The sequence below is a fragment of the Pseudomonas sp. C32 genome (assembly GCF_030417915.1).
Taxonomy (GTDB): domain Bacteria; phylum Pseudomonadota; class Gammaproteobacteria; order Pseudomonadales; family Pseudomonadaceae; genus Aquipseudomonas.
In genome coordinates this window covers 43,843-56,143 of the sequence record NZ_JAUHUK010000027.1, presented here as the reverse complement: position 1 = coordinate 56,143, position 12,301 = coordinate 43,843, and the positions used below count along the sequence as shown (strand labels likewise).

Below are 12,301 nucleotides of genomic sequence, written 5' to 3'. Positions count from 1 at the left end.
GCTGATCAGACCTGTAGTTTTAGCCTCCCGGAGGTTACTCAACAAACGACCTTTAAGAGAGATATCATTCCGTTTATTCATGCTGTGCATTGCTGGCAATAAAGAGACAAGAACAAAGGACCGCCCATGCTCAATAAACGCTACTTGCCATCGATTGCTGCGTTGCAGTGTTTCGAAGCCGTGACCCGACATTTGAGTTTCACCCGGGCCGCCGAAGAACTGAACCTGACGCAGAGCGCGGTCAGCAAGCAGGTTGCGCAACTCGAAGAGCTGCTACAACACCTGCTGTTTCGCCGGGTACGCCGTCGCCTGCAAATGACCCCGGCCGGGGATTTGTATCTGGTGGAAGTACGAAAAATCCTCACACAAGTCGAGATGTCGACCCATTACCTGCGTTCCTACGGCGGCGAGACGGAAGTCCTGCGCGTCTCGACGCCACCGACCTTCGGCGCACGCTGGTTGGTGCCTCGCTTGAAAGGCTGGCGCCTGCGTCATCCGTCGATTCACCTGGACCTGTGCAGCGAGCAGGAGGCCGATGATCTGCTGCAAGGGCGCAGCGATCTGGCGTTCTACTTCGGCCAGGGCTCACGACCGGGCACCGAATGCCTGAAACTGTTCGGCGAAGAGCTGGTGCCGGTGTGCGCCCCGGGCAGTTTGCCGGACACACCGTTCACCGATCCGACGCAACTGGCCGACCTGGTGCTGCTGCAAAACGCCTCCCGCCCCCAGGCCTGGCACGACTGGTTCGAACATCAGGGCTACCACACCGAGCACAGCTACCACGGCCCGCGTTTCGAAACCTTTTATATGTGCATCCGTGCCGCTCAGGTCGGCTGCGGCGTGGCGTTGCTGCCGCGGTTTCTGGTGGAAGAGGAACTGGCCGACGGCAAACTGGTCATTCCCTGGCAGCATGCAATGTCCAGCAGCGATGCGTATTACCTGGCCTACCCGGAGCACTCGGCGGAAGTGCCCAAGGTGCGGGATTTTGTGAAGTGGATGTTGGAGCAGATCGATAGCCCGGAAGCAACCTGATGGGCGCCATCGCCTTGTAGGAGCTGGCTTGCCAGCGAAGGCGGTCTTTCAATCGACATTCATATTGGATGTGCCGGCCTCTTCGCTGGCAAGCCAGCTCCTACAAGGGTCTGCGCTTGTCGAAAAAATGCTGGTAATCCCTGTCTGGGATATGCGCCACTAGCGCCACTGATCAATACCGCTGCAACGCTGGAGATTCCCGTTATGAGCGAGAGTGTGTTTGCCGATCGCATCGTGCAGAACCTGCTCGACACCGATTTCTACAAACTGACGATGATGCAGGCGGTGCTGCACAACTACCCGAACGTGGAAGTCGAATGGGAGTTTCGTTGCCGTAACAGTGAGGATCTGCGCCCGTACCTGGCGGAGATCCGTTTTCAGATCGAACGTCTCGCCGAGCTGAGCCTGAGCGCCGACCAGTTGAGTTTTCTGGAGCGCATCAGTTTCCTCAAACCGGACTTCCTGCGCTTTCTCGGACTGTTTCGCTTCAACCTGCGCTATATCCACACCGGCATCGAGAACGGCGAGTTGTTTATCCGCCTGCGGGGCCCGTGGTTGCATGTGATCCTGTTCGAAGTACCGCTGCTGGCAATGGTCAGCGAGGTGCGCAACCGCTATCGCTACCGTGAAATCGTCCTGGAACAGGCCCGCGAACAGCTCTATCGCAAGTTCGACTGGCTGAGCGCCAACGCCAGCAGTGACGAATTGGCGGAATTGCAGGTAGCCGATTTCGGCACGCGCCGTCGCTTTTCGTACCGCGTTCAGGAAGAAGTGGTGAACGTGCTCAAGCATGATTTCCCGGGCCGTTTCGTCGGCACCAGCAATGTGCATTTGTCGCGGGAACTGGACATGAAACCGCTGGGCACCATGGCCCATGAGTGGATCATGGCCCACCAGCAACTCGGCCCACGGCTGATCGACAGCCAGATTGCCGCCCTCGATTGCTGGGTCCGTGAGTACCGGGGTCTGCTGGGGATTGCCCTGACCGACTGCATCACCAGCGATGCTTTCCTCGGCGATTTCGATCTGTTTTTCGCCAAGCTCTTCGACGGCTTGCGCCATGACTCCGGTGATCCGGTGATTTGGGCGGAAAAAGCCATCGCTCACTACCACCGGCTCGGCATCGACCCGATGAGCAAGACGCTGACATTCTCCGACAGCCTGACCCTGCCCAGGGCTTTGGAGATATTCCGGGCGCTGCGCGGTCGGATCAATGTCAGCTTCGGTATCGGCACCAACCTGACGTGTGACATTCCGGGTGTCGAACCGATGAGCATCGTGCTTAAAATGACCGCCTGCAACGGCCAACCGGTGGCGAAGATCTCCGACGAGCCCGGCAAGACTCACTGCAAAGACCCGAATTTCGTCGCTTACTTGCGACACGTTTTCCAGGTTCCTGCCGCCCTTTCCAGTCCATCAAGCAAGGAGTGAATTCATGCAAGCCGTACAGCGTGAGATTGCTGAACAGCTCAAGGTCCAACCGCCGTTCGCCAATGAGGCCGCCCTTGAGGCCGAAGTCGCCCGGCGAGTGACTTTCATCCAGGATTGCCTGGTCAATTCCGGGCTGAAAACCCTGGTGCTGGGCATCAGTGGCGGCGTCGACTCCCTGACCGCCGGCCTGCTGGCCCAACGTGCCATGCGTGAATTGCGCCAACGCACGGGCGAAGACAGCTACAAGTTCATTGCCGTGCGCCTGCCCTACGAAACCCAGTTCGATGAACACGACGCCCAGGCATCGGTGGATTTCATCAAACCGGACGAGCGCCACACGGTGAACATCGGCCCGGCCGTCAAATCCCTGGCCAATGAAGTGGCCGCGTTTGAAGGCAAGCATGCGGTCTCGGTGGATTTCGTACTTGGCAACACCAAGGCGCGGATGCGCATGGTCGCCCAGTACACCATCGCCGGCGCGGCCCACGGTCTGGTGATCGGCACCGATCATGCGGCGGAAGCGGTGATGGGATTCTTCACCAAGTTCGGTGATGGCGCCTGCGACCTGGCACCACTGAGTGGCCTGGTGAAAAACCAGGTCCGCGCGATTGCCCGCAGTTTCGGTGCGCCAGAATCGCTGGTGGAAAAAATCCCGACCGCCGACCTTGAAGACCTGTCCCCCGGCAAACCGGACGAAGCATCCCATGGCGTGACCTACGCCGAGATCGATGCCTTCCTGCACGGCGAACCGGTGCGCGAGGAAGCGTTCAAGATCATCGTCGACACGTTCAACAAGACGCGCCACAAACGTGTGATGCCCTTTGCGCCTTGAGGCGTGAATGAATGAAAAAGCCCGCTGAAGTGTTGAGCTTCAGCGGGCTTTTTTTTTGGCCAACACATGCATTGATGCTTTTGGCCCATTCGCTGGCAAGCCAGCTCCTACAGTGATTTGTGTCGTTCACAAGCTGGCTTGCCAGCGATGAACGGTGACGCGGTGTGCCTGATTACTTCAGGGTAACCGTGCCTTTCATCATCGAGATGTGGCCCGGGAACGAGCAGAAGAACCCGTACTTTTCACCGGCCGCGAGCTTCGACACGTCGAAGGTCACCGAATCGGTTTCCTTGGCGCCGATGACCTTGGTGTGGGCGATCACGCGGGTGTCGCCTTCTTTCAGGTAGTTCTTGTCGATGCCGGCGCTCAGGCCGTCAGTAGCGATCGGCTGCATGTCGGCTTCTTTGCTCAGTACCCAGTTATGACCCATGACGTTTTTCGGCAGGCTGCCGGAGTGGGTCAGTTCGACGGTGAACGTCTTGCAGCTCTTGTCGATTTCAATGGCCTTGGTGTTGAAGGACATTTGATCGGTGGAGTCAACGGTGGTCTTGCACTCGGCAGCCATCAGTTGGCTGCTGGCCAGTGTCAACAGGGATACCGCAACAAGTTTGGCAAACATGGTGAATCTCCAAGGCAGGGTTAACGAAAACGTGAATGGACAGAAGACTGCCTGAAAAGCTCGCAAGTTCATATGACTTGAATCAAAAATTGTATACAACTTTCGGGCTATGGCGCCCATCGAAACAATCTACCAGCCAAGCGTCTAGCCCGGCCCTATGATCAGACCGTCATCACTTAGCGGAGCGTCTGTCATGTCCATCAATAGCCTGTTGTGCAGTTTGCTGGCCGCCTATGCCTGTGGCGCCAGCGGTTCGTACGAAACACCCGATTTCGAAGTTTAGCCCTTGGAGCGTCGCGCGCCTGCCTTTACTCTGTGGCCCTGATCGAGCATGGAGTAAGGCATGTCTTTAGCGTCCGTTTGTGTATTTTGCGGTGCCAGTACCGGCACCAACCCGGCTTATCGTGAAGCCGCCATTGCCCTGGGCCAGGCCTTGGCCGAACGCAAGCTGACCCTGGTGTATGGCGGCGGCGCCGTGGGGCTGATGGGCATCGTCGCCGATGCGGCCCTGGCGGCCGGTGGTGAAGTGATCGGCATCATCCCGCAAAGCCTCAAGGACAAGGAAATCGGCCACAGCGGCCTGACTCGCCTGGAAGTGGTCGATGGCATGCACGCACGCAAAGCGCGGATGGCTGAACTCAGCGACGCCTTCATCGCCCTGCCCGGTGGCCTGGGAACGCTGGAAGAATTGTTCGAAGTCTGGACCTGGGGCCAACTCGGCTACCACGGTAAACCGCTGGGTTTGCTCGAGGTGAACGGTTTCTACGACAAGTTGACGTCTTTTCTCGATCATATCGTCGGCGAAGGCTTCGTTCGCGGGCAGCACCGTGACATGCTGCAAATGAGCGAATCGCCGCAAACCCTGCTCGACGCACTGGATGCCTGGCAACCTTGCGTAGCGCCTAAATGGGCCGAGCAAAAACCCAGCTAACGGCTCGGCCCCGATACAGGGCAGAATATGCGCCGCTCAACCTCACCTTCGACCCCAGAGGATCGCCCATGGCTAAACCTAATTATTCCTTCGCCAAACGTCAGAGAGACTTGGCCAAGGAGCAGAAGAAAGAGGAAAAGCTTCAGCGCAAGAAAGCTACAGCTGAAGAGACGGAACTGAACCCTGAGGGTGAAGTAGCCGCAGAAGATGATGTTGATGCACCGAAAGATCAGGCGCCCGACGCCTGAGACCCTCCGGACCCGATAACCTGATCAGGCCCACCGGATCTGTGTCCAGGGTCGGCGGTTTTGCTGCCGACCCTGTAGGAGCTGCCGAAGGCTGCTCCTACGAGGGGCGTGCTTATTCAATAGGCATCACGGTGACGCGTACTTCCGGGTCATGGTTGCCCCCGCCCAGAATCACCCCCCGCAACGGCGACACATCGGAAAAATCCCGCCCCCACGCCAAAGTGATGTGCTCCAGCGCTGGCTGCACGTTGTTGGTCGGATCGAAGTCCACCCAGCCCAACTCCGGGCAAAACACCGACACCCAGGCATGGGACGCATCAGCGCCAATCAAGCGTGGTTGCCCCGGCGGTGGCTGAGTCAGCAAGTAACCGCTGATGTACCGCGCCGCCAAACCACGAGAACGCACGCAGGCGAGCATCAGGTGAGCAAAGTCCTGACAGACCCCGCGCCGACGCTCCAGCACTTCAACCAGCGGCGTCGCCACCTGAGTCGCTTCGGCATCGAAGGTGAATTCGCTGAAGATTTTCTCCATCAAGGCCTGAACGCCCAGCAGCAGCGGCCGCCCCGCCGGGAAACAGCTCTCGGAAAACTCGACGAAGTTGCGCTTCAAATGCACATACGGTGATTCGAACCGATAACGGCACGCTTCGATCCGTTCGGGCGACAAAGGCTGGCTGTTGTAGGTCAATGCGCTGCGGGTGTCTTCCCATGCCGCAGACCGGTTGAAATCCAGCACCGGCCGGGGAAGCACTTCGATCGTGAGGCTCGCATTGACCAGCAATTCATCATGGGGCCGCTCGAATGCCAGCCGTGTCAGCGGGTTACCGAAGACATCCAGCTCATCGCGACGCGACGTCGGCTCGGGGCTGATCTGCAATTGCCGGTCGGTGCAGCGCTGCCACGCACAATCACGTGGCCACAGATGGGCCAGTTGCTGGGCAAGGGACACCGGACTGTCGTAGTGATAGTGGGTGTCGTGGAAAATCTGGTAGCGGGCACTCATCAGACGGACACCGTGCGCTGGCTGACATCATCGACATGGGCGAAATGCCGCAGCGCGAGGCGATCCGAGACCTGGCTGCTGGCGTCGGCGATTTCCTGCAGCAGCCCGGCCAGCCCCTCGATGGCGGCGCGAACGCTGGCGTCACCGAACAGCGAATGCTCCAGACAACTCAGGTCGAACCGCGCCAGACGCTCCACCAGTTGCCGCAGCCCCGTTTCACGCGGGGCGCCAAAGTCGTCGTTCAGGCGCTTGACGGTCCGGGTCACCAGTTTCAACTGAAACAACACGGCGTGGGGGTTCTGTTCGTCGAGCAGCAACAGGTCGAGCACCGGGATCAATTGCGCCACCGCCAGATACCGTGAACGGTAGGTGATGCTGCTGTTCCCCAGTTCCAGCAGCCATTCCAGCCCGACTTGATCAAACGTCTCGGTTCCCCGCAGGAACGCCGCCAGACTGCCGCTGAGAAATTGCAGGCGTTCTATTCGCCGGCCAATTATCAGGAATCGCCAGCCTTCGTCACGAGTCATGTCATCCAGGGCAAAACCGGACAGTGCCGCGAGGGACATCACCAAGCGGTTGAGAAAGTCCAACAGCTCGCCGAAGTCAGGCTCTTCAGTTTCCAGTTCCATGGCCTCGCGCTGTAACTCCACCAGTGCCTGCCAGTTTTCCCGGGAAAGCTTGCCGCGCACCTGCGAAGCCGCCCATTGCAAGCGCTGCAGGTTGGAACGCAGGCTGAACGGCCAGTCATCGCCCAGCAGTGCGGCCAGTAGTCGTTCCGGAAGCTCGCCTTCATCCGGCAACAACATCAGGCGTTCGCCCAGATCGACCGCTGCCTGCAAGGCCTGCGGGTCATCACCATCGACATAACGGGCGAGCATGATGCGCAGCAATCGGGCGCTGTCGTCGCAACGCTCACAATAACGTCCGAACCAGAACAGGTTTTCCACCACCCGAGAGGGCAGATACGGATCCCGTCGCACCAGGTCGTGCACGCCGATGTTGCGTTGCGCCTTCCACTGCTCACCACTGGGTGGGCGATCACCCAGCACCCAAGTGTCTTTGCTCGCACCACCGCGCTGCATGGACACCACTTCGGCATCCGCTTCGGCGGCCACCCGGGTCAAACCGCCCGGCAGAACCCGATAGCCCTCGCGACTCGCCACCGCATACACGCGCATGCCGATCGCTCGGGGTTGCAGCTGACCGTCGTCAGCCTGCCAGATCGGCGCTTGCGACAATTGCGCGAGTTCTTGCGCAACATAGGCATAAGGTCGTGCCTGCATGCGCTCGGCGAGCTCCTGGCGCTGCTTTTCACTCAAATCACGGCCGAACACCGGAGCGAAGCTCTGGGAGGGAAACGCCGGTTTGATCAACAATTCGGGGAGTTTTTCCAACGCCTCGGCCAGCACCGGCGCTTCGCCGCACCACCAGGTCGCGATGGACGGCAGAATCAGGTCTTCGCCGAACAGGAATTGATTGATCCTCGGCAAAAAACCCAACAACCCCGGCGACTCCAGCACGCCGCTACCGAGGGCATTGGCCACCAGCACCCGCCCCTGCCGCACGGCTTCAAGCAGGCCCGGCACGCCGAGGGCCGAGTCGGTACGCAGCTCCAGCGGGTCGCAGAAATCGTCATCCAGCCGACGCATGACGGCGTGCACACGGCGCAGGCCACTCAACGTTTTCAGGTAGACCGTGGCATCGCGAACCGTCAGGTCACCACCTTCCACCAGCGGATAGCCGAGCTGGCGAGCCAGGTACAAATGTTCAAAATAGCTTTCATTGAAGCGCCCCGGCGTCAGCAACACCACCAAGGGTGCCTCATCACCACACGGCGCCTGCCGGGCCAGGGTTTCCTGGAGCGTGCGGAAAAATCCAGCGAGATGCTGCACCTTCAAATCACGGTACAACTCGGGAAACGCCCGGGACACGATGGTGCGGTTTTCCAGCGCATACCCCGCACCGGACGGCGCTTGCGTGCGGTCCGCGGTCACCCACCAACGTCCATCAGGTGTGCGCGCCAGATCCACGGCATACAGATGCAGAAAGGCCCCGTCAGGCGGTTTTACACCCTGACAGGGCCAGAGGAAGTTGTTGTGCCCGAACACCAGTTCGGCCGGTAACAGCCCTTCGGCGATCAGCCGTTGCGGGCCATACAGATCTGCCAGAACCGCATTGAGCAATCGCCCTCGCTGAGCAATGCCCGCAGACAATTGCTGCCACTCATCAGCCGCAATCACATGGGGCAGCAGATCCAGTTCCCACGACCGGTCTGCGCCCTTGGGATCGGCATAGACGTTGTAAGTGACACCGTTTTCCTGAATCTGCCGGGTCAACAATGCCTGACGCTGCACCAGTTGCGCCGGTGTGCTGCGCTGCAATTGGTCGAACAGCCGGCGCCAGTGCGGGCGCACAGCGCCGCTGTCGTCGAGCAGTTCGTGATAGGTGCCCGCCGTCAGCGGGTAGCGGTCTAGCAGGTCAGGCATGGAAAGCTCGGCAGACAGCAATGAACGGTCAGACTAACGCAGGCTTATGACGCCCGGATAGACGAAAAATCCGAGCGTCGCGTACGGTTTAGAAACGTCGTAAATCGAGAGTCATCGGTAGCTCGTCGTTTATTTCCAGATTCGGTATAGGAAGTTTCCCAGGCGTGTGTCCGATACGGAAGAAACGCGCCATACGGCGGCTCTCGGCCTCGTTGGCATTGACCGGCAGGCTGTCGTAATTGCGTCCCCCCGGATGGGCAACGTGGTACTGGCAACCACCCAGCGAACGCTGCATCCAGGTGTCGAGCAAGTCGAATACCAACGGCGCATGCACCGGAATAGTCGGTTGCAGACAGTTCGCCGGTTGCCAGGCGCGAAATCTCACTCCAGCTACGAATTCGCCTACACGCCCGGTGGGTTGCAAGGGCACGGGAATGCCGTTGCAGGTCAGCAGATAACGCTGGGGCGGCAGACCGCTGAGTTTGATCTGCAAACGTTCAAGCGAGGAATCCACATAACGCACCGTGCCACCGACCGCGCCCTCTTCGCCCAGCACATGCCACGGTTCAAGCGCCTGACGCAGCTCCAGCGCGATGCCACTGACGGCGTAATCGCCGACCTTGGGAAAGCGGAACTCAAGGTGCGCCGCGAACCACTCGGCCCGCAGCGGATAACCCGCTGTGTTGAGCTCGACGATGACGTCGGCGAAATCCTGTTCGATAAAGTGCGGCAACAGGAAACGATCGTGCAGCTCCGTGCCCCAGCGCGCCAGTGTCGGCGGCGCGTAGGGTTCACGCCAGAATCGTGCAACCAGCGCTCGCAGCAACAATTGCTGGGCCAGACTCATGCGCGCATGGGGTGGCATTTCAAAAGCGCGCAACTCCAGCAGCCCGAGTCGGCCGGTGGCGCCGTCCGGCGAGTAGAGTTTGTCGATGCAGAATTCGGCCCGATGAGTATTGCCGGTGACATCGATCAGCAGGTTGCGCAGCAGTCGATCCACCAACCATGGCGGACACTCCTCGCCCGGTTCGGGCATCTGCGCAAACGCGATTTCCAGTTCATACAAGGCATCGTTGCGCGCTTCATCGACACGCGGCGCCTGGGACGTCGGGCCGATGAACAATCCGGAAAACAGGTAGGAAAGGGACGGATGGTTATGCCAGTAGCTGATCAGGCTGCGCAGCAAATCCGGACGACGCAGAAACGGAGAGTCAGCCGGTGTCGCGCCACCCAGTACGAAATGGTTACCGCCACCGGTTCCGGTGTGCCGGCCGTCGATCATGAATTTCTCGGTGGTCAGGCGGGTCTGGCGTGCTTCTTCGTAGAGAAATTCGGTGCGCTCCACCAATTCATCCCACGACGAGGATGGCTGCACGTTGACCTCGATCACACCGGGGTCCGGCGTGATACGGAAGTTACCCAATCTTGGATCGCTCGGCGGCTCGTAACCTTCCAGCAACACCGGGCAACGCAGTTCTTCAGCGGTGGCTTCGATGGCGGTGACGAGTTCGAGATAGTCCTCGGCCCGTTCCAGCGGCGGCATGAACAAGTACAACCGCCCTTCCCGGGCTTCGGCACACAGCGCGGTGCGGGTCAGCCAGTCTGCCGACTCATCGATCTTTGGCGCTCGATCTTCAGTTTCGGCAGCTGCGCCCTGGTTTTGAAGTTGCGCCGTATCCGGCAGCGGCGGGAATGCCTGATTCGGATCCTGCGGATGAATGAACGGATACTCCGCCGCTTTCACCCAGGGCTGCGAACCCAACGGCAAGCGATAGCCCAGCGCAGAATCCCCAGGCACCAATCGGCAATGCTCGTCCCGCAGGTACCAGCGACCGCTCTGCCATTGATCGCCCTTGGCCGTGCGAGCCAGCGGCAAGACCTGACCGATGACCTTGTCCAGGCCCTGGCTGAAGACTTTGCGCAGACGCGCACGTTCCAGCGGTTCTTCCAGGCGTGAGTCTTCGGCGCTGACGTTCTGCGGCAACGTCCCTTCGCGCCAGAGGTAATAGAAATTGTCTTCGTAGGCCGGGAATACAAAGCGTGTCGGAATTTTCAGGCGTTCGGCAACGCTCGCCAGAAAACGCCCGGCCAGCACCCCATCGGCGCCGTAATCTTCTTGCTCATCGGCGACCAACGCATTGTTTTGCCAGATCGGCACGCCATCACGGCGCCAATAGCAATTGAGCGACCAGCGCGGCAGTTGCTCGCCCGGATACCATTTGCCCTGACCGAAATGCACCAGGCCTTGCGGTGCATAACGCTTACGCATGCGCTGGAACAGTTCGGCGGACAGCTGCCGCTTGTTCGGCCCCAGTGCCGCTGTATTCCATTCGGCACCATCCGGGTCATCGATGGACACGAACGTCGGTTCGCCGCCCATGGTCAGGCGCACATCGCCTTCCAGCAGGTCGGCATCGATCTGCCGACCCAGGGCCTGGATCGCCAGCCATTGTTCGTCGGTGTAGGGCTTGGTAACCCGCGGCGCTTCCCAAATCCGCTCTACGGACATTTCGTGGCTGAATTCGCACTCGCAAGGTTCCACCAGGCCACTGATCGGTGCCGCCGATGACGGATCGGGACTACAGGCCAACGGAATATGTCCTTCACCGGCGAACAACCCGGAGGTCGCATCCAGGCCGATCCAGCCAGCGCCGGGCAAATAGACTTCGCACCAGGCATGCAGGTCGGTGAAATCGACGTCGGTACCCGATGGACCGTCGAGGCTTTTGACGTCGGCGGTCAACTGGATCAGGTAACCGGAGACGAAACGCGCCGCCAATCCCAGATTGCGCAGCAACTGAACCAACAGCCACGCGGAATCGCGGCAGGAACCGGACGCCTGCGCGAGGGTGTGCTCGGGCGTTTGCACGCCCGGTTCCATGCGGATCAGGTAATCAATGTCATCGCTCAGGCGCTGATTGAGCGCGACGAGGAAATCCACGGCTGGCAAAGGGGTACGGTCGATTCCGTCCAGATAGGCCTTGAACGCCGGCGTCAGCGGCAAGGTTTCCAGATACGGAGCCAATTCCTTGCGCTCATCGGCGGCATACGCGAAGGGGATTTTTTCTGCGTAGGGCTCAAGGAAAAAATCGAACGGATTGAAGATCGCCATCTCGGCCAGCAGATCGACCTCGATGCGCAGTTCCTCGGTTTTCTCCGGGAACACCAGCCGCGCCAGGTAATTACCCTGCGGGTCTTGCTGCCAGTTGATGAAGTGCTGCTCGGGCGAGACCTTCAGCGCATAGGACAGAATCCGCGTGCGACTGTGGGCGGCGGGACGCAGTCGAACGATCTGCGGGCCGAGCTCGACAGCGCGGTCATAGCGGTAATGCGTGACGTGGTGCAATGCGACATGAATCGACACGGCGTGCCTCCTGCGAGCCCTAAGCGTATTCGAAAGCGCGCAAAACTTATGCCACCCAGCAGTGCTGGCGCTTTCTCCGGTTACTGGAGGCAGTACAGCACCAAAATCGGGCGATGCGAGGAAATGGATTGAGGTAGTTGCGCCTTAATGTGGCGAGCAGTTGCTGAAAGGTTGAGCCGGCCTCATCGCTGGCAAGCCAGCTCCCACAGGTTTATCTGCCATTCACAATACTGTGGCCATTGAAGATCCTTGTGGGAGCTGGCTTGCCAGCGATGAGGCCTATGGCTTCAACAGATTTCCTATGCCTGAAAATGCAAAACGCCAACCCGAAGGTTGGCGTTCTGTTCAGCTCAAG

General features: G+C 59.8%; 9 protein-coding genes. 5 read left to right on the top strand and 4 right to left on the bottom strand.

Going from position 1 to position 12,301, the window contains the following annotated elements:
* Positions 1-126: 126 nt before the first annotated feature.
* The 3 genes from QYH43_RS24415 (at position 127) to nadE (ending at position 3,295) form a co-directional block, all read left to right on the top strand.
* On the top strand, positions 127-1,032 hold the full coding sequence (locus QYH43_RS24415) for a LysR family transcriptional regulator (RefSeq protein ID WP_095056348.1): 906 nt from the start codon (positions 127-129) through the stop codon (positions 1,030-1,032).
* Between the two features lie 204 nt (positions 1,033-1,236).
* The gene (gene pncB / locus QYH43_RS24410; protein ID WP_301158270.1) at positions 1,237-2,463 is read left to right on the top strand and encodes a nicotinate phosphoribosyltransferase; all 1,227 of its coding nucleotides are present in this window, start codon (positions 1,237-1,239) and stop codon (positions 2,461-2,463) included.
* A gap of 4 nt (positions 2,464-2,467) precedes the next feature.
* Positions 2,468-3,295 (top strand): ammonia-dependent NAD(+) synthetase, encoded by an 828-nt coding sequence (nadE, locus tag QYH43_RS24405; protein ID WP_095056350.1) that lies wholly within the window; start codon positions 2,468-2,470, stop codon positions 3,293-3,295.
* Between the two features lie 172 nt (positions 3,296-3,467).
* Here the strand turns inward: nadE and azu are convergent, their stop codons facing one another.
* Positions 3,468-3,914, bottom strand: a complete 447-nt coding sequence (gene azu, locus QYH43_RS24400) for an azurin (RefSeq protein WP_095056351.1) — start codon at positions 3,912-3,914, stop codon at positions 3,468-3,470.
* Between the two features lie 343 nt (positions 3,915-4,257).
* On the opposite strand from azu, the gene QYH43_RS24395 reads away from it, so the two are divergent.
* Positions 4,258-4,845: a TIGR00730 family Rossman fold protein gene (locus QYH43_RS24395; RefSeq protein WP_095056352.1), complete on the top strand. Its 588-nt coding sequence runs from the start codon at positions 4,258-4,260 to the stop codon at positions 4,843-4,845.
* Positions 4,846-4,913: 68 nt separating this feature from the next.
* A complete protein-coding gene (locus QYH43_RS24390) occupies positions 4,914-5,093 on the top strand; it encodes a hypothetical protein (protein ID WP_095056353.1) in 180 nt (59 codons plus the stop codon).
* A gap of 112 nt (positions 5,094-5,205) precedes the next feature.
* Here QYH43_RS24390 and QYH43_RS24385 read toward each other — a convergent pair whose 3' ends face one another.
* From QYH43_RS24385 to QYH43_RS24375, 3 genes are all read right to left on the bottom strand, one after another.
* Positions 5,206-6,096, bottom strand: a complete 891-nt coding sequence (locus tag QYH43_RS24385; RefSeq protein WP_095152257.1) for a transglutaminase family protein — start codon at positions 6,094-6,096, stop codon at positions 5,206-5,208.
* Positions 6,096-8,582, bottom strand: coding sequence for a circularly permuted type 2 ATP-grasp protein (locus tag QYH43_RS24380; RefSeq protein ID WP_095056355.1), 2,487 nt, complete (start codon positions 8,580-8,582; stop codon positions 6,096-6,098). Before QYH43_RS24380 ends, QYH43_RS24385 begins: the two co-directional genes overlap by 1 nt.
* An 88-nt stretch (positions 8,583-8,670) precedes the next feature.
* Complete coding sequence (locus QYH43_RS24375) at positions 8,671-11,946, bottom strand: DUF2126 domain-containing protein (RefSeq protein WP_095056356.1); 3,276 nt, start codon at positions 11,944-11,946, stop codon at positions 8,671-8,673.
* Between the last annotated feature and the right edge of the window lie 355 nt (positions 11,947-12,301).

Bases quoted from the DNA above. Each gene is read 5' to 3' on its own strand.
- nadE (WP_095056350.1), top strand. From the start codon at position 2,468: ATGCAAGCCGTACAGCGTGAGATTGCTGAACAGCTCAAGGTCCAACCG.
- pncB (WP_301158270.1), top strand. From the start codon at position 1,237: ATGAGCGAGAGTGTGTTTGCCGATCGCATCGTGCAGAACCTGCTCGAC.
- QYH43_RS24390 (WP_095056353.1), top strand. From the start codon at position 4,914: ATGGCTAAACCTAATTATTCCTTCGCCAAACGTCAGAGAGACTTGGCC.
- QYH43_RS24380 (WP_095056355.1), bottom strand. From the start codon at position 8,582: ATGCCTGACCTGCTAGACCGCTACCCGCTGACGGCGGGCACCTATCAC.
- QYH43_RS24395 (WP_095056352.1), top strand. From the start codon at position 4,258: ATGTCTTTAGCGTCCGTTTGTGTATTTTGCGGTGCCAGTACCGGCACC.
- QYH43_RS24385 (WP_095152257.1), bottom strand. From the start codon at position 6,096: ATGAGTGCCCGCTACCAGATTTTCCACGACACCCACTATCACTACGAC.
- QYH43_RS24415 (WP_095056348.1), top strand. From the start codon at position 127: ATGCTCAATAAACGCTACTTGCCATCGATTGCTGCGTTGCAGTGTTTC.
- azu (WP_095056351.1), bottom strand. From the start codon at position 3,914: ATGTTTGCCAAACTTGTTGCGGTATCCCTGTTGACACTGGCCAGCAGC.